General features: G+C 62.8%; 15 protein-coding genes. 9 read left to right on the forward strand and 6 right to left on the reverse strand.

The window, feature by feature from the left end; genetic code table 11:
- Window positions 1–209: 209 nt before the first annotated feature.
- Entirely contained in the window at window positions 210–524 is a 315-nt protein-coding gene (locus ABVV53_RS11475; RefSeq protein ID WP_353984563.1) for a cupin domain-containing protein, read from the reverse strand.
- 171 nt (window positions 525–695) lie between these two features.
- Window positions 696–914 (reverse strand): hypothetical protein, encoded by a 219-nt coding sequence (locus ABVV53_RS11480; RefSeq protein WP_353984564.1) that lies wholly within the window; start codon window positions 912–914, stop codon window positions 696–698.
- Between the two features lie 124 nt (window positions 915–1,038).
- Here ABVV53_RS11480 and ABVV53_RS11485 point away from each other — a divergent pair, with 124 nt between their 5' ends.
- Window positions 1,039–1,749, forward strand: coding sequence for a GlxA family transcriptional regulator (locus ABVV53_RS11485; RefSeq protein WP_353984565.1), 711 nt, complete (start codon window positions 1,039–1,041; stop codon window positions 1,747–1,749).
- 62 nt (window positions 1,750–1,811) lie between these two features.
- Here ABVV53_RS11485 and ABVV53_RS11490 read toward each other — a convergent pair whose 3' ends face one another.
- The 3 genes from ABVV53_RS11490 to ABVV53_RS11500 form a co-directional block, all read right to left on the reverse strand.
- Window positions 1,812–2,642 (reverse strand): alpha/beta fold hydrolase, encoded by an 831-nt coding sequence (locus ABVV53_RS11490; RefSeq protein ID WP_353984566.1) that lies wholly within the window; start codon window positions 2,640–2,642, stop codon window positions 1,812–1,814.
- Window positions 2,643–3,284: 642 nt separating this feature from the next.
- Window positions 3,285–3,680 carry an acyl-CoA thioesterase gene (locus ABVV53_RS11495; RefSeq protein ID WP_353984567.1) on the reverse strand — a complete coding sequence of 132 codons (396 nt, stop codon included), beginning with the start codon at window positions 3,678–3,680 and terminating at the stop codon, window positions 3,285–3,287.
- Window positions 3,677–5,755, reverse strand: a complete 2,079-nt coding sequence (locus ABVV53_RS11500) for a S9 family peptidase (RefSeq protein WP_353984568.1) — start codon at window positions 5,753–5,755, stop codon at window positions 3,677–3,679. The genes ABVV53_RS11495 and ABVV53_RS11500 overlap by 4 nt, the downstream gene beginning before the upstream one ends.
- A 42-nt stretch (window positions 5,756–5,797) precedes the next feature.
- Between ABVV53_RS11500 and ABVV53_RS11505 the strand changes: the two genes are divergently transcribed.
- The 4 genes from ABVV53_RS11505 (at window position 5,798) to ABVV53_RS11520 (ending at window position 10,647) form a co-directional block, all read left to right on the forward strand.
- Window positions 5,798–7,621 (forward strand): aminopeptidase P family protein, encoded by a 1,824-nt coding sequence (locus ABVV53_RS11505; RefSeq protein WP_353984569.1) that lies wholly within the window; start codon window positions 5,798–5,800, stop codon window positions 7,619–7,621.
- A gap of 235 nt (window positions 7,622–7,856) precedes the next feature.
- Entirely contained in the window at window positions 7,857–8,468 is a 612-nt protein-coding gene (locus ABVV53_RS11510; protein ID WP_353984570.1) for an EF-hand domain-containing protein, read from the forward strand.
- Between the two features lie 26 nt (window positions 8,469–8,494).
- A complete protein-coding gene (locus ABVV53_RS11515) occupies window positions 8,495–9,232 on the forward strand; it encodes a response regulator (protein WP_353984571.1) in 738 nt (245 codons plus the stop codon).
- Window positions 9,229–10,647, forward strand: a complete 1,419-nt coding sequence (locus ABVV53_RS11520) for an ATP-binding protein (protein WP_353984572.1) — start codon at window positions 9,229–9,231, stop codon at window positions 10,645–10,647. The genes ABVV53_RS11515 and ABVV53_RS11520 overlap by 4 nt, the downstream gene beginning before the upstream one ends.
- Here the strand turns inward: ABVV53_RS11520 and ABVV53_RS11525 are convergent.
- On the reverse strand, window positions 10,640–13,327 hold the full coding sequence (locus tag ABVV53_RS11525; RefSeq protein WP_353984573.1) for a M1 family metallopeptidase: 2,688 nt from the start codon (window positions 13,325–13,327) through the stop codon (window positions 10,640–10,642). The two genes, ABVV53_RS11520 and ABVV53_RS11525, sit on opposite strands and share 8 nt — an antisense overlap.
- 166 nt (window positions 13,328–13,493) lie before the next feature.
- Here ABVV53_RS11525 and pabB point away from each other — a divergent pair, with 166 nt between their 5' ends.
- The 4 genes from pabB to arfB are packed head-to-tail and all read left to right on the forward strand — an operon-like array spanning window position 13,494 to window position 17,575.
- Window positions 13,494–15,332 (forward strand): aminodeoxychorismate synthase component I, encoded by a 1,839-nt coding sequence (pabB, locus tag ABVV53_RS11530; protein ID WP_353984574.1) that lies wholly within the window; start codon window positions 13,494–13,496, stop codon window positions 15,330–15,332.
- Window positions 15,332–16,498 carry a pyridoxal phosphate-dependent aminotransferase gene (locus tag ABVV53_RS11535; RefSeq protein WP_353984575.1) on the forward strand — a complete coding sequence of 389 codons (1,167 nt, stop codon included), beginning with the start codon at window positions 15,332–15,334 and terminating at the stop codon, window positions 16,496–16,498. Before pabB ends, ABVV53_RS11535 begins: the two co-directional genes overlap by 1 nt.
- Entirely contained in the window at window positions 16,495–17,172 is a 678-nt protein-coding gene (locus ABVV53_RS11540; RefSeq protein ID WP_353984576.1) for an RluA family pseudouridine synthase, read from the forward strand. Before ABVV53_RS11535 ends, ABVV53_RS11540 begins: the two co-directional genes overlap by 4 nt.
- Window positions 17,165–17,575 (forward strand): alternative ribosome rescue aminoacyl-tRNA hydrolase ArfB, encoded by a 411-nt coding sequence (gene arfB, locus ABVV53_RS11545; RefSeq protein ID WP_353984577.1) that lies wholly within the window; start codon window positions 17,165–17,167, stop codon window positions 17,573–17,575. Before ABVV53_RS11540 ends, arfB begins: the two co-directional genes overlap by 8 nt.
- Window position 17,576: the final 1 nt, after the last annotated feature.

Below are 17,576 nucleotides of genomic sequence, written 5' to 3' on the forward strand. Positions count from 1 at the left end.
CCGGCGGTCTTCCCCTTGAACGAAACGGCCCATTCCAAAGCCTCCCGCAAATGCGGGAAAACTCTAGCACAGCCTCGCGTTTTTACACAGCCTCGGGCGATAGCGGTCAATGCTGCGCCGCTTTTTCAGCGCAAACCGAAGTGCTCCCCGTGAGCAGCCCTGTGGCTCTGCGGTGATGGCGTCCCCGCGGCGCTACTAGCTTGCGATCGTCAGTGCTTCTCCATGTGAGCGAGGGGCACCACGAGCGGCTTGCCCTTCTCGACTATGTAGGTAGCGAGCTCGGCGCCGTTCGTCGTGCCGGGGTTGTGCGCCTTGTGGGCCACGCCTGAGGGAACGAACAGAACATCCCCCGACCGCAGAGTCACCGCGCTCTTGCCTTCGAGCTCATATTCCAACGTGCCCTCGAGGACGTAGATCACCTCCTCGCCGGGGTGATGATGCCAAGGCGCCGTGACACCAGGCGCGATGTCTATACGGGCCTGAACGGTTTCTATGCCTTTGAATGATAGATCCTGTCGTTGCAAATCCGTGCGCTTGACGCCTGCTTGTTGAGCCGTGGCTACGCTGCCCTAACATGAATGCAATGGCGGCGGCGGCTGCGAACTTCATGTACATGCTCGGATCCTTCTGGTTGAGCCGCTTTGACCCGGCACCTTCTTAGGTGAGGAGTATAGGGGGCGAACCGGGCGGCGGCGTTAGCCGGAGCCGACATATTGCGGGATAGAACTGACATGAGCACAACGGCCCGCGCGCGCGGTGAGATTGGACTGGTGCAATATCCGGATTGCCAGCTTTCCTCGATCTACGGGCTGATCGATCTTCTCCGCATCGCCAACGATGTCGCATGTTCGGCCGCTCCTGCCAGCGCCCCGGAGATACGCGTCAGCCAATGGCGGCAGGAAGGCCCAGGACATCGTTTGCACCTTCGATACGCGTCCCGAGGAGGAGCATGCGCTCACGCACGTCATCACTCCACCGAGCTTAGTCGTCCCCGATCGCATGCAGAAGATGACGGCCTTTTCCGATTGGATGGTGCGCTTGCATCAGAGGGGGACCACGCTTTGCTCGGTCTGCGCAGGCGCAGGCGCATTCGTCCTTGCAGAGACCGGACTGTTACAAAATCGGGCGGCAACCACGCACTGGGCTTTTGCCGAGGCACTGGCCTCCCGCTACCCTGCCGTGCAGGTGGATGTTGATCGGATGGTCATCGACGATGGCGACATCATCACCGCAGGAGGCATCCTGGCTTTGACCGATCTCGGGCTCACGCTTGTTGAGCGCCTTCTAGAGACTAGCGTGATGCTCAACACGGCGCGCTTCCTTCTGATAGATCCGCCCGGACGCGCGCAGCGCCCTTATGGACAGTTCGTTCCAAAGCTCGGACATGGAGATGCCGCTATCCTCGCTATCCAGCATTGGATGCAGGCGACCGGAGCCAGGGAGATATCCGTGGCAGCGCTCGCCAAGCGCGCTAGCTTGGAAGAGCGTACGTTTTTGCGACGGTTCAAACAGGCTACCGGCTTCAGGCCCACCGAATACGCGCAGCAGATCCGTGTCGCAAAGGCTCGGGAAGCGCTGGAGCTCACCCGAACTCCCGTTGACCAGATCGCTTGGCAGGTCGGGTATGGCGACACCTCGGCCTTCCGCAAGATTTTCCACCGCGTCGCTGGCCTTGCCCCCGCCGAATATAGGAGGCGCTTTGGGGTTGCGTCGGACGTCGGGGCAGCTGTCGCAGAGGCGCAGGGCTGATGACTGCAGGACGGCGACAACAGGGAGCGGAGTTCACGCCGCCCCCCCTGTTGCCGAGACGATCAGCTGCGCACGAACGCTAACAGATCGGCATTGATCACCTCGGTGTGGGTGGCTGCCATCCCATGCGAAAGCCCCTCATAGGCTTTCAGCGTTCCGTTCTTGAGCAGCTCTACCGATCGCGGGGCATGGTTTGCGAAAGGCACGAGCTGATCGTCGGTACCGTGCATCACGAGCACGGGCACGTTGATCGCCCTGAGATCCTCGGTAAAGTCGGTCGCCGAGAACGCGGTGATGCAGTCATACTGCGCTTTCGCGCCGCCCATCAGTCCTTGGCGAGACCAGTTGTCAATCAGCCCCTGACTTACCTCCGCGCCCACCCGATTGAAGCCATAGAACGGCCCCGATGCAATCTCGCGGTAGAATTCAGCGCGGTTGGCGATCAGCGACGCGCGGAAGCCATCGAACAGTTCAGGCGGCAGCCCTGCAGGGTTGGTATCCGAACGCATCATCATCGGTGCCACCGCACCGAGCAGCACCGCTTTCGCCCCCCGGCCCGCGGCGACGCGCGCTACGTAGCGGGCCACTTCACCGCCGCCGGTCGAGTGTCCGACGTGCACCGCATTCTTCAGGTCCAACGCCTCGGCCAGTTCTATCACGTCCGCGGCATATGTGTTCATCTCGTTGCCTGCGTCCGTCTGGCTTGATCGGCCATGCCCGCGCCGATCGTGGGCGATCACCCGATATCCTTGGCCCAGGAAGAACAGCATCTGGTTGTCCCAGTCGTCGCTTGATAGCGGCCAGCCATGGTGGAACACGATGGGCTGCGCATCCTTGCTGCCGCAATCCTTGTAGAAAATCTCGGTGCCGTCCGTCGTGGTGATCGTCGCCATGATGTGGCTCCATTGTTCAATGCCGCGGAGCGCCGCTGCTGAAGACGATGTAGCCGAGCTCTCGGAAAAGATCGCTTGGCAGAAGCGACACAATGCGCGCTGAAACTGACGAATATGACAGCAACTACCCTAGTTCAGGCGCCCCGGCATTGTAACTCACGCTGCTTGAGGTCGAACGGCAAACCCTCGCTCAACTGCCACTTCGCTGAACGGCGATAACTGAGGTGTGAGCGGTTAATGCGGCCTTCTCTAAAGGAACTCATCGGGAGATGCCCCGCCGACGATGGCTCCTTCCCGGACTTGCCGCTCAGAGTGGAAAACAGCAAGATACGCTGCGCAAACGCTTAGTATTATTTGGGTTGCCTACCTAGCCGGCGACATTTGTGGGGGTCGGCTTCTGATTACCGCATATAGCTTAGCTGATGTTAGCAGAAACCGGTCGGCGTCTCGTATTGTTAAGTACTACCTTCTGTTCGACTTTTTTGTAAACATGTAGATAAACGAGACTACTAGTGCTGTGATTCCCGCCCTAGATGCCACTTCTTTGATTATGAGCCCGCCCCGCTTGCCGTCTGACAGACCTACGGGCCAAGTCTAATCTCTGCAAGGTCGACGGGAGCCGCCCTTACAGTCCACCCAACTTCATCGCGACAAAAACCTGTCCGCCAGCTCCGGCGGCACACGCATGATCCGGCCCGCTGCGATGTCGAGCATGGCCCATTGCGTGCGAGCGGTTACGATTACTTTGCCTGCCGGATTACGGAATTCATAACGGCGTTCGAAGCGGGCGCCTTCAGGTGGGGCTTCAACCCAGGTGGTGGCCTGGGCGCTCTCACCCTCCCGGATGTTGCCGCGATAGTCGATCTCGTGCCGCACCACGAGCCAGGCGTAGGCAGCCTGGTCCTCGGGCGCGGCGACGGCCTCCCAGTGCGCGGTGGCGAGGGCTTCCATCCACTGCACCCAGACCGCGTTGTTAACGTGGCCCATACGGTCGATGTGCTCAGGCAGCGCGTCGAACGTGAGCGTGAAGCGGCTCACCCGTCCACGCCCAGCTGCCACAGGATGAAGGCGAATTCCTCCGCCGTTTCCTGCAAGCTCTCGAAACGACCGGACTTGCCGCCATGGCCCGCGCCCATGTTGGTCTTGAGGATCAGCTCGTTGTCGTCCGTCTTGAGCTCACGCAGCCTGGCGACCCACTTCGCCGGCTCCCAATATGTTACGCGCGGATCGTTGAGCCCGGCCGTCACCATCAGCGGCGGATAGGCCTGGGCGCAAACCTGATCGTAGGGGCTGTAGCTGCGGATCAGTTCGAAGGCCGTTCGGTCCTCGGTCGGGTTGCCCCACTCAGGCCACTCGCCCGGTGTCAGCGGCAGCGAGGCATCGAGCATCGTGTTCAGCACGTCGACGAACGGCACGTGCGCGACAACCGCTCCGAACAGCTCCGGGTCGGAGTTGACCACAGCGCCCATCAGCTCGCCGCCGGCAGAGCCGCCCGAGATGCTGATCCGGCCGGCTTCGGTGTAGCCACGCGCCACGAGACCCTTCGCCGCATCGACGAAATCGTTGAAGGTGTTGGTCCGCCGCTCCAGCTTGCCCGCTTTGTACCAGGCGCGACCAAGATCGTCTCCGCCGCGAATATGGGCGATCGCATACGCAAAGCCGCGATCGACGAGGCTAAGCCGCGTCGTGGAGAAGCCGGGATCAATCGAGATACCGTAAGCGCCATAACCGTAAAGGTGCAGAGGGCCGCCGGCCTTGCGGTCTTTGCGCATGACGACGCTTACAGGGATCGGAGTACCGTCTCGTGCGGGGATCTCCAGCCTCTCAGTCACATAGAGGGAGGCATCATAGCCGGAGGGAATCTCCTGCACCTTCAAGGTGGTGAGGCTCCGGTCCGCCACCGAGTAGTCGTAGACCGTAGATGGACTCACCATCGACTCGTACGATAGGCGCAGGATCTGCATGTCCCATTCGGGATTGTCCCCCAAGCCGGCACTGTAGCTCGCTTCGGGGAAGGCGATCGGTTCAACGCGCGAGGCATCGTCGTAGTAGCGCACTTCGATCGTATCGAGCCCCGCGCGGCGTCCCTCGACTACGTAGAAGTCGCGGAACAGCTCGAAGCCGGTAAGATAGAACGCGTCCGATCCCTCGATCAGCGTCATCCATTCGCCGGGATGGTCGAGCGGAGCTGTGGCAAGACGGAAGTTCTCGTGCGCGTCGTTGGCGTGCACGTAGAGGACGCCATCCCGCTCATCGACGTCATACTCAACGCCCTTCTCCCGCGGGCGAACAAGTCTCTGCTCGCCCAGCGGATCGTCGGCCCGGACCAGTCGCACTTCGCTGGTCTCATGATCGCTGGCGCCGATAATCAGCCACTGCTCGTTGGCCGACAGCGAGGAGCCGACGCGGAACCCCTCGTCGTCCTCGTGATACAGCTCCACGTCCTCAGTCGTGGGGGTGCCCAGCTTGTGCAGCCGTGCGTTGTCGGTACGCCACTGCTCGTTGGCGAGCGAGTAGACGAGTCCGGTGTCCTCAGCCACCCATACCAGGCTGGAAAGCGTGCCGGGAATCTCGTCCGGCAGCAGTTCACCAGTAGTAAGGTCCTTCACGCGCGCTGTGAAACGCTCGGAGCCGTTGTCGTCGACGGAGTATGCGAGCAGCCGCCCGCTCTTACTCACCGAGATCGCGCCGAGGCGAAAGTATTCCTTGCCATCCGCCAGCGCCACTTCGTCGAGGATCAGTTCGTCGGCTCCGCCGACGACGGGCCGGCGCCACCACTTCTTGTATTCAGCGCCCTCCTCGAACTCGATCCAGTAGTACCAGTCACCATCCTTCTGCGGTACGGACTTGTCCGCTTCCTTGATGCGGGCCCGCATCTCCTTGAACAACTTGTCGACCAGAGGCTTGTGCGGCTCCATTCGCGACTCGAACCAGGCATTCTCCGCCTCCAGGTGCGCCAGAACCTCCTTGTCGCTCACTTCCGGGTACCCGGGATCACGCAGCCATCCATAATCGTCACCGACTTCGATGCCGTGGTGAGTGGAAATCTGCGGTTTCTTTGCCGCGCGCGGTGGACCGGAAAGGGTCTGGGTGGAAGTTGCCATGTCCCGCATCTATGGTCGCTCCATGACAGCCGCAACCCGGACAAGCCTTCCATGCTGATGAACACACACGAAGCGCGGCTTGATGCCTTGCGCAAGGAACTCGACCGCCAGAGCCTGGACGGCTTCGTGATCCCGATCTCTGACGAACATATGAGCGAGTATGTGGGCGCCTACGCCCAGCGGCTCGCGTGGCTTACCGGCTTTGGCGGCTCGGCGGGCACTGCCGTGGTGCTGACAGAGGCGGCGCGCAATCCCGCAGCGGCAATGTTCGTCGATGGACGTTACACCCTGCAGGTGCGAGATCAGGTGGACGGTCGCCTCTACACCTACGAGAACGTGCCGCAGACGAGTGTCGCTCAGTGGCTAGGGGCACACGCTCCGCAAGGGGCGCGTATCGGCTACGACGCCTGGCTGCACAGCAAAGGGTGGGCAGCAACAGCCCGGCGGGCGCTGGAGGCAAACGGCGGGTCCCTCGTTGCCGTGGAGAGCAATCCGATCGACGCGGTCTGGGAAGATCGCCCCCAGCCCTCCCCAGCTCCCGCGCTCGTTCACGACGACGCGTTCGCCGGCAAGTCGAGCCAGGCGAAGCGCGAGGCGCTGTCGGCCTGGCTGGTTGAGCAGAATCTCGATGCGGCTGTCATCTCGGCTCTCGATTCGATCGCCTGGCTGCTCAACATCAGGGGGGAGGATGTGGAGCGTACTCCCGTCGCGCTGTCCTATGTGCTTGCCCATGCCGATGGCACGGCCGAGCTTTTCATCGCTGAGGAAAAGGTCACCCCCGAGCTGAGCCGCCACCTCGGCAATGCCGTGCGAATCATGCCGCGCGATGCCTTCGTTCCTGCGCTGCAGGATCTCCACGGGAAACGCATTGCGGTTGACCCTGAACGGGCAGTCGAAGCGATCTTCGCAACGCTGGAGCAGGCTGGCGCCGGCATTGTCGAGACGCGTGATCCTACTGTGCTGCCCAAGGCAGTCAAAAACCCGGTCGAGCAGCAAGGGCACCGCGACGCGCAAGCGCGCGACGGTGCGGCAGTGACAAGGTTTCTTCATTGGCTGGAGCAGGAAGGCCCTCAGGGCACCGTCACCGAATTGTCGGCCGCCGATGCGCTCCACACGTTCCGCAAGGAGTGCGGTGATCTGCGCGATCTGTCGTTCGACACCATTTCGGGCGCAGGCCCCAATGGCGCAGTCGTGCATTACCGCGTCAGCGAAGAGACCAGTCGGACGCTTGAGCCGGGCAGCGTCTATCTGGTCGACTCGGGCGGACAGTACCCGGACGGCACGACCGACATCACCCGAACTGTCTGGATCGGCCCCGGCGATCCCTCAGCCGAGGTGAAGGACCGGTTCACCCGCGTGCTCAAGGGGCACATTGCGCTCGCCCGCGCTGTATTCCCGCGCGGCACCGCCGGTCACCAGCTCGATATCCTCGCGCGTCAGTTTTTGTGGCAGGCAGGGCTCGATTACGCTCACGGCACCGGCCACGGCGTCGGCAGCTTCTTATCGGTCCACGAAGGGCCGCAGCGCATCGCCAAGTCCGCGGGAGGACAAGCCGGTACCGACCAGGAACTGCTGGCCGGAATGTTCCTCTCCAACGAGCCCGGCTACTACAAGACGGGCGAGTACGGCATCCGCATCGAGAACCTGGTACTGGTGGAGCCGCGAGAAATCCCCGGCGCAGAGGATGACTACTTCGGCTTCGAGACGCTGACGCTGGTGCCCATCGACAGTCGCATGGTGGACCTGTCGCTGCTCACGTCCGAAGAGATCGCCTGGTGGAACGCCTATCATGCTCGGGTTCTCGAGGTAATCGGGCCCCAGCTTCATGATGAGGACCGAGCATGGCTGGAAGAGCGTTGCCGCGCCCTCGGCTGAGGAATGCGCGGTAGCCGCCATAACGCCCAGCTAGAGATTCAGCACCTCGCCGATGAAGTTGCGGCCGCATGAACCAAGTAGTTGCCTTGTTACAAATGGCGACAGTTTTCCGCGTCCTCGGCATAACCGCGCGACAATGAAGGACTAAATGGGTTTCAGAAGTGACGCCCATGATCTCCTTTCGCTCCGGGCGTGACTTTCCTCATCCTTCGGGAGCTGGATTGGAGTTATGACAATGAAAAAGTACATGATCGGCCTTTCCATGGCCGCTCTGGCCGTCGCCGGCAGCGCTTTTGCAGCACCGGGTAGCGGCCAGGCCATGGTCGATACGAATGGCGATGGCGTGATCACACGCAGCGAAGCGCAGAGCGCCGCCGCCACCATGTTCACCCGCCTTGATGCCAACAGGGACGGCAAGCTGGACCAGCTCGACCACGAACAACGCCGGCAGCAGATGAAGACCGCGAAGTTCGATCGTCTCGACGCCAACAAGGACGGGCAGATCTCACGTGAGGAGTTCATGGCCGACACTGGCCGCGACAAGCACGCTGCGTACAAGGATGGGTCGATGGCCCATGATCGCGGCCAGCGCGGTTCCAAGGGTGATTGGCGTGGCGGCATGCGTCACGGTGGCCATCATGGCGGCATGATGGGCATGGCCAGGATGGCCGACAGCAACAAGGACGGTGTGATTACTCAAGCCGAGCTCACCACCGTCGCTCTCGCGCACTTCGATGCCGCAGACACCAACAAGGACGGCCAGGTGACCTCTGAGGAGCAGCAGGCGATGCGCGAACAGATGAAGGCCAAGTGGCAGCAGAAGCGCGCCCAACAGCCCCAGAACTGACGACACTACGCGGAGGCGTGCCCAGTATGAACGAAACCGCGTCACTCAAGGTGCTCCTCGTCGATGACGAGGCGACGCTGCGAGAGCCCCTGGCGGAGTACCTCACTCGCCAGGGGTTCCTCGTGACAGCAGCAGCCACGGCCGCAGAGGCGCGGAGCCGGCTTCGTGAGGACAAGCCACAGATCGTCTTGCTCGACATCATGATGCCGGGAGAAGATGGTCTGTCATTGTGTCGTCACCTGGTCGAGAGTCAGGATATTCCAGTGATCCTGCTCACTGCCAAGGGAGAGGCGACTGACCGCATTGTTGGTCTGGAGATCGGAGCGGATGATTATGTCGTCAAACCCTTCGAACCGCGCGAACTCGTCGCCCGCATTCGTAGCGTCCTGCGCCGTGCCACCCGTGCCGCTATTCCCATCGCGGAAAACGAAGTCTTCGAGTTCGAAGGCTGGCGGCTAGACCCTCTCAAGCGCCGCCTCAGCGATCCGGAGGGCGCGGTCGTGGCTATCTCGTCCGCCGAATTCCGCCTGCTTCTGGCATTTCTCGAGCACCCGCGCCAAGTGCTCGATCGAGATCGTTTGCTGGACATGGTGCAGGGCCGGGAGGCCCATCTATTCGACAGGGCGGTCGACAACCAAGTGAGCCGGCTTCGGCGCAAGGTCGAGGTCGATAGCCGGAATCCGCAAATGATTCAGACTGTGTGGGGAGGCGGCTACATGCTTGCCACCGACGTGAAGCGCATCGTGCTGAACGAGGACGTATGACTTTACCGCCGAGCAGCCTTGTAGGACAAATGCTGCTCGCCGTTGCGGCAGCGCTACTGCTGGTTCAGGGCCTCGGCGCGGCACTCATCTATCGCGCGCAGCATGAAGGATTTCAGGCGGAAAAGGTGAACGCCCTCGCCTTCCGCCTGATCGCGGAAGCACGCGGCGGTGAGCGCATGCACCGTCGTCGGCGGACAGGATCCGACGACTTTTTTTCTGATCGCCTGCACCGCTTCGCCGTAGAGACAAGCCGCACCTCGCCGCTGCGCGAGAGCGAGCGCCGGGACGAGTATGCAGAGGATAAACTGCGCGAGATCCTTGTTGCCCAGGACTTTCAACCTGCTGAAGTGGTCGTAGTGCGGCGCCCGGTCGCCGCAGACCCCTATGCGCGCTTCGCAATAGAGCGCCGGACCGACAGGCTCGGGATGCCGCCTGCCGCCCGCAACCGCGCTTTGGCCACCGACCTGTACGTGGCAGGCGTGCGCTTGCCCCATGCAAGCAGCTGGATGGTTGCACGCGTGAGAGCTCCACCCTCGACCTACGCCATGATCAAGCCGCTGCTGGTGCAGACATTGATAATCTACATCGTGCTCGTGGGTGTCGTGGCACTCATCCTGCGCCGGATCACGCGTCCGCTTGATGCGCTGACGAGGCAGGTGGCTCACTTCGCTGCGACGCAGGATCCCTCCGGGCAGATCGCGCCAATGGGCCCCGCGGACGTGCGTCGGCTGATCATCGCCTTGAACGCCATGGAGTGGCGGATATCCAGCTTGTTGGACGAAAAGGACGTCATGCTCGGCGCAATCGGGCACGATCTCAAGACTCCGTTGGCCGCGCTTCGGGTGCGGATCGAGTCGGTAGAAGACGAGCGCGAGCGCGCCAGGATGGCTTCAACCATCGAAGACATTGTCCGCACTCTGGACGACATTCTCTCGCTGGCACGGGTTGGTCGGCCTACCGATCCAGTCGAACGAACAGAGCTTTCCGCCCTCGTCGCCGCGGTGGTGGAGGAGTACGAGGACATGGGAGAGCCCGTCGAACTCGGCACCACCGAGCGCACCGTGCTTGAGGCGCGTGCAACGTGGCTGCGGCGCGCTCTTCGTAATCTCATCGGCAACGCGCTCCGTTACGGCGCGTCTGCAAGGGTCTCCATGCAAAGAGAAGCCGATAAGGTCGTCATCCGCATCGACGACGACGGGCCGGGTATTCCTGAAGGCTCGCTTCAAACGATGATGCAAGCTTTCACCCGGGGCGATCCGTCCCGCAATACAGAAACCGGGGGTGCCGGGCTGGGGCTTGCCCTCGCCCGCGCAATCGCGAAACAGCACGGCGGCGCACTCGTGCTGGTCAACCGGCGAACCTCGGAAGGACAAGTCGAGGGTCTTACAGCGAAGATCGTGCTGCCACTTAGTTGAGCCTGGCGAACTCTTCACTGATGGCGCCACCGAACTCATGGGCAAGAACGCCGCAGTTGTGTGCTTGCTCGATGGAACGCTCCAGCTGGAGCGCAGCGGCCGTGTCGGCAAAACGCGGTCGCAAGTTGCGCGACATCTGCTCGGCCCGCTCTGTAGAGCAGAACTGCCCTAGGGCGGTGGCAACCCGGGTTGCGAAAAAGGGGCCGTCGCTGCCTGCGAGAAGCGTGTCGAGGTGGCTCAATATCCAGTCGTACCCGAGATCGCGCGTGGCGCTTCGGGCCATCACGCCATCGAGAATGTCCAACCGCTCACTCGCGCGCAGACGTGCATCCTCCATGTTGAGGAGCCAAGCTGCGACCGCCGGCTTGCTACTCCGCGCGGCAGCCACGAGAGCTGCAGGGCGGAATACCGGATCTTCCGATGCAAGGGCTTGGTCCACCAGCTGTCGTGCAGCCGTCTCGCCTACCCCGACGATGTGCAGATCAAGAGCCTGATCCAGCCATGCCTGGTCAAGCGCCGCGCGATCACCACGCAGGTACTTCTCCGCTGCATCCTGTAGCTGCCCACGCAGTTTCCTCCCGCGCGGCGTGCCCAGCAACACCGCGACCAAAGCCGTTCGCCATCGTGTCTGCGCGGGATGCTCTTCGGCATAGGCTCCGGCGCTCGGGTCGAAGCCGTAGCGCCGAAGCATCGGGGCATAGAGCCGCTGTCGAAAGCTAACCCAGGCCCTCCTGCCCTCGGCATCCACCAGCCCCTTGCGCACCAGCTTGCTGAGCGCTGCGTCGGCGGCGAAGGCGGCTCGACTGTCGGCGTGATTTTTGAGGTTGCCGGATAGCCGCGCGAGCTCTGCCACCGTCCCTCGCCCCGCGAGTACGGAGGCATAAAGAGAATTCGCCACCGACAGAGCCTCTCCACCCGACAAGTTACTCGCCCCGTCGATAAGCGCATCCCAGTGACGCGGGGCCAGTTCGAAGCGGTAGTAGCCGGCACCCCAGGCGTTCGGAACCAACGGACCGCTTCCAGCAATCTCAATCGTCATCGAGCGGTTCTCGAGCATCTGGCACAGGCTTTCCCTGCCCCTACGGACGCAGATCGGAATCAGCCAAGCGGTCTCGGATGATGCAACCCCGAGTGGGGCATAGGGGGTTTGCGTGATCCGGTACTGGTCCCCTTCCCGGTCAATCACCAGGAGCGGCACTCCCTGCTGGTGAACGAAACTGCGCAGGGCGGGAACGATGCGGTCATCGTCCGCGGCATCGGACAAGGCTGCAAAGAAATCATCGCTAGTGGCAGTGCCGTGTCGGTGCGCCGCGATGAAGCTGCGGACGCCGGCCTTAAATCGCTCCTCTCCAAGGTAGGCACCGATCATCGCCAGAACGTGGCCGCCTTTGCCGTAAGTGATGCGATCGAATGCGCTGTCGATCTCCGCAGTCGTTTCAATGGGCTGGCGTACAGCGCGCCCCGCGGTGAGGGCATCGATGTCCATGGCGACGAAGCCCTCGTCGTGCATGCCCGACCAGATGTCGAGATCGGGTCGCCATGCCTGCCCGATGAGGTAACCCATAACGTTCGCGAAACTTTCGTTCAGCCAAAGATCGTCCCACCACTCCGGCGTGACGAGATTGCCGAACCACTGGTGTGCCATCTCGTGCGAGACGACCCGGCCGAACTCCATTTGCTGGGCGAGCGGCGCCTTGGCGTCCATCACCAGGAGCCCGTCGCGATAGAGTGCGGCGCCGGCGTTCTCCATTGCTCCCGGCAGTATGGGCGTCGTTACCTGATCCAGCTTGGGGTAAGGGAAAGGTTCGCCAAACCAGTTCTCCAGCAGCCGGATGATTTCCGCTGTGTTCTTTCGTGCATAATCGAGCCGGCCTGCATTCTGCTGCGTCGAGACGATGCGCAGCGGCAGCGGCTCAGGCCGTTGAAGCGTGGGCTCCACCGCACTTTCCAGCACGGCGAAAGGACCAACCATCATGGCGACGAGATACGTCGGCAGTGGCGCTGTCACGTCGAAGCGGTGGACGTCCAAACCACCTTCTCGCGTCATCGACAACTCGGGTGCGTTCGCGATCGCTGTCAGACCTGCAGGGGTCCGCAGCGTCACTGCAAACGGAGTTTTGAAAGCCGGCTCATCGAAGCTTGGAATCGCGGCCCGCGCGTCTGTCGATTGGAACTGGGTCCAGCTGTACCACGCTCCATCGACTTCCACGCGGAACATGCCCGCCGCGGCATTGGAGATCGGGGCGTCGTACTTGAAGAGGAGCGTCGCAGGGCCGGCAGGCAACGCTTCCGGCAACGTGATACGAGCGGCTCCGTGCTCGTCCAGTTGCGCCCAGGCGCCCTCGATCACCCGGTCCGCCACACGGACGGCGAGGCGACGAACGTTCAGCTCGCGGCCATGAAGAAAAATGGTGGACGTCGCCTGCGCAAGAGAGACGTCGATTTCCACTTCGCCCGAAAAGCGGGAGCTTGATGGATCGATGGTCAAGTCGAGCCGATATGCTGTCGGGCGGACCGCATCGCCAAGCCGGCCCAGCGGATAGTCATCCCTGAACCGATTTCCATGCACCTCGATCGGCGAGGGCTCAGCTAAGCTCGCCTCCCCGGCCCATGCCGGGAACGAGGCCGTGTTGAACAGGGCCAGTGCAACAAGGAATGCGAAACAGCGAATGAGCGTCACGTTGGCCGCACCACTCGCCGATCACATTGTAAGCCCGGCGCCAAGTCACAGGTAACTTCCCCCATCGCTTCGTTTTTCCGCCTTTCCCTCAAGACAATAGGCGCGGCAACGCTGCTACGCGAGAGCCTTTTTGCCAGCGATCACACAAGCCGCTAAACGCCCGGCAGTGTCGCAGTCTTCGATCCCTGTCCTGAGCGGCGCACCGTTCGTGTTGCTTGACGATGCGCGTCAAGGCTCAACGGCAGGCGCACGACTGTACCAGACTCCTGGCGAACTTGTCGTCGCGCGGCGTGCCGAAGACGTGCTCCCGGCTCTTGAAAGGCTCGGCCGGCTAGCGGCCGAGGGCCATTATCTCGCCGGCATGATCTCCTATGAGGCCGGCCTTGCGCTTGAGCCGAAGCTCGCGCCTTCACTGACGCGGCGCATTGGGAGCACACCGCTGATCTGGTTCGGCGCCTTCGACCGCTACGAAGCCATTCCCACAGACGGCGTCGCGCGATGGCTGGCACAGCAGCATGGCCGCGCAAGACCGACGATCGGTCCGCTTGAAGCGCAAGTTTCAGCGGGTGCCTACACACGTGCTTTCGAGCGGATGCATGAAGCCATCGAAGCTGGTGACATCTACCAGGCGAACCTGACATTTCCGCTGGCGGGGCCTTGGCGCGGTGACCCCGTCAGTCTCTATGCGGCACTGCGCCCGGCGGCAGCGGCGGGAATGGGTGGCATCATCCATGACGGTGCGCAGTGGCTGCTCAGCTTCTCGCCCGAGTTGCTCTTCGCTCTGGAGGACGGCGTCGTGACGGTGCGCCCGATGAAGGGCACTCGGCCGCGAGGCGGGGACGCAGCTGAGGATGCAGCACTGCGGAGCGCGCTGGCGGCATCGCCGAAAGACCGCGCCGAGAATCTGATGATCGTCGACCTAATGCGCAACGATCTCTCGCGCGTGGCTCTGCCCGGCAGCGTGCGTGTCGATCATCCTTTCGCTATCGAGACCTATCCTACGGTGCACCAGATGGTCTCGACCGTCCGCGCTCGGCTTGCCCCCGGCAAGGATGCTCTGGACGTGCTGCTGGCCCTGTTTCCCTGCGGCTCGGTGACCGGCGCTCCGAAAATCAGAGCCATGGAGCTGATCGGCGAGGTGGAGCGCGATCCTCGCGAAGTCTATTGCGGCAGCATTGGCCGGATCGATCCCTCTGGCGATGCGGCGTTCAATGTGGCAATCCGCACTTTGCGCCTGACAGTCGAGGGCAGCGGCGGCGAGAGTTTGAGCGGCCGGGCGGTGCTGGGTGTGGGATCGGCGATCATCGCGGATTCAGAAGCACTTCCCGAGTGGCGGGAATGTCTGGTCAAAGGGGGATTCGTGCGACAATCGGGAGAAGGTAGCCCGGCCCGGTTCGACTTGATCGAGACGATGCGGTTCACGCCTGAGGAAGGCATACCTCTTCTCGAGCTTCATCTCGAACGCCTCCGCGACAGTGCCAACGAACTGGGGTTTGAATTCGATCGCCACGCCTTGCGTAATGCCATCCAGGCGCTGTGCTTCGATGCCGAACGCCCCTCGCGGCTCCGCATCGTGGCGGCGCGGAGCGGAGCCTACAGCCTTGAGCTGGGCGAGATGCCTGCCGCGCTGCCGGCGCAAGTGACTTGCGCGGTGCTGCCGCTTCCGGTGGACGCCGGCGATTGGCGGTTGCGCCACAAGACCACTGATCGTGGCTTTTACGACACCGGCCTTTCCGCCGCACGCACAGCCGGCGCGCACGAAGGGCTGTTCCTGCGTGACGATGGGCTCGTGACCGAGGGCTGCTTCACGAACATCTTTGTCGAACGTGAAGGGGTTTTGTTAACTCCTGCCGCACAGCTGGGGCTCTTGCCGGGGGTCCTGCGCCGCTCCTTCCTCGACGCCGAACGCGCGCGGGAAGCAGACCTCACGCTCGATGATCTCTCCGACGGGTTCTTCGTCGGGAATGCTTTGCGCGGCCTCATGCCGGCACGGCTGCTCACCTGATGCACACCTCGAACGCACTTTCGCGCATCGCGCCTTCGCAAACCGCGGCCATGACTGACCGGGCGACGCAGCTTCGCGAGCAGGGTATCGACATCATCTCGCTTTCAGTGGGCGAGCCGGATTTCGCGACGCCTCCGCACGTGATCGCCGCCGCCAAGAACGCGCTCGATGCCGGGGAGACCCGCTATACACCGATCGGCGGCACGAGCAGACTCAAGCAAGCGACGGCTCTTCACTTCGCTCGCGATCTCGGTGTCGAAGTGCCGACTTCGCAGGTGACAGTGAGCGCCGGGGGAAAGCAGGCCATCTTCCACGCGCTGATGGCAACCGTCAGCGAAGGCGAGGAAGTGATCGTGCCGGCGCCCTGGTGGGTCAGCTATCCCGAGATCGTGCGCTTTGCCGGTGGGCGCGTGGTGCCGCTGATCACATCGGCGAAGCGCAATTATATCTTCACCGCAGCAGAGTTGGAGGCGCAGATCTGCCCGCGAACCCAGTGGCTGCTGCTGAACAGCCCGGGCAACCCCACCGGCGCTTGGTACCCCCCGGAGATGCTGCACAGCATTGGCGAAGTGCTGCGCCGCCACCCGCGCGTGATGGTGCTCTCGGACGATATCTACGCGCCGCTCAACTACACGGGCCAAGGTCATGTCACGCTTGCGGCGGAGTGCCCTGACTTGGCCGAGCGCATCCTCACGATCTCAGGCGTCTCCAAAAGCCATGCGATGACAGGGTTTCGCATCGGCGTCGCCGCTGGTCCGGAATGGTTAATCCGCAGCATGGAGAAGTTGCAGTCGCACTCCTCCGGCAACCCCAGTTCCATCAGCCAGGCGGCCGCAATGGCGGCCTTTGAAGGCCCGCAGGAGTTCCTCGCCGATTGGCGCGATCGCTTCCGTATGCGGCGCGACATGGTGGTAAGTGCCATCAACGCGATATCCGGCCTTTGGACGCCGACGCCGCAGGGCGCGTTCTATTGCATGGTCGATGCCGCTGCTTTGATGGATCGCTTCGCGGATGACACTGCCCTTGTCCTGCACCTGCTGGACCATGGCGTCGCCGTTGTTCCCGCCTCCGCCTTCGGCGGCCGTGACGGCTTTCGCATCAGCTTTGCGGCAGACGAGAACAAACTGCGCGAAGCGCTCAACCGAATTACGAAAGCCCTGTCATGAATACTCCCGCCATTCTCTTCGAAGACGGCGAAGCGCTGGTCATCGACAAGCCCGCAGGGCTGCCGCTCGACCAGCCGCGTGCCGGCGGGCGGAGCCTGGAGGATGAACTGGAGGCGCTGAGGCTGAACTTTCAGCGCGTACCTGCTCCAGTCCATCGGCTTGATCGCGACACCTCAGGCTGCCTCCTGCTGGCGCGCAATCCCAAGGCTCTGAAGCGCTTCGCTGCCGCCTTCGAAGCGCGCACGGTGGAGAAAGTCTACCTCGGTATCGTCGATGGATTGGTGGAGCAGAACGAGGGCACCATTGAACTGGCCCTCTCCAAAGTCAGCACCGCCAAGGATGGCTGGCGAATGATCCCCGCTCGCAAGGGCAAGCCTGCTGTTACTCACTGGCGCAAGCTTGCTACGGAGGGAGGTCGCACTTTGGTCGAGTTCCGGCCGGAAACGGGACGCACCCATCAGATCCGCGTCCATGCCGCCAGCGGCCTCGGCGCCGCACTCCTGGGCGATCCTGTGTATGGCGACGGCAAAGGCGCACCGCGCACGATGCTTCATGCTGCCGTCCTTTGCGTGCCCCGGGAAGGCAAGCCGCCGATTATCGCCGCCGCGCCCTTCCCGGCCGACTTCATCGCTGCCGGCTTCGAACCGGAGCCGACGCCGCCAGACAATGCCTGACGAAGTGGTCGAACGCGCGCAGTCGCTGGCGACGGAGACCTTCATCGCCGCGTCCGGTCCCGGCGGTCAGAATGTCAACAAAGTAGCAACCGCCGTGCAACTGCGCCTCGACGTCTATGCTCTGCGCTTGTCTCCGCCGGTCTTTGCACGGCTGCGCGAACTTGCGGGCAGCCGCATGACGGCACGCGGCGAGTTGGTCATCGCTGCTCGGCGGTTTCGCACGCAGGAAGCCAATCGTACCGACGCCCGCGAACGGCTCGCCGAACTGCTTGTGCAAGCACAGCAGCTTCCCACCAAACGCGCCAAGAGCCGCCTCAACCGAGTGGGCAAGGAACAGCGCCTCAAAGGCAAGAAGCTGCGCGGTTCGGTCAAGGCCGGACGCGGCAAGGTCTCCTTCGACTGAC

This window comes from Novosphingobium kalidii, from assembly GCF_040534015.1.
GTDB lineage: Bacteria > Pseudomonadota > Alphaproteobacteria > Sphingomonadales > Sphingomonadaceae > Novosphingobium > Novosphingobium kalidii.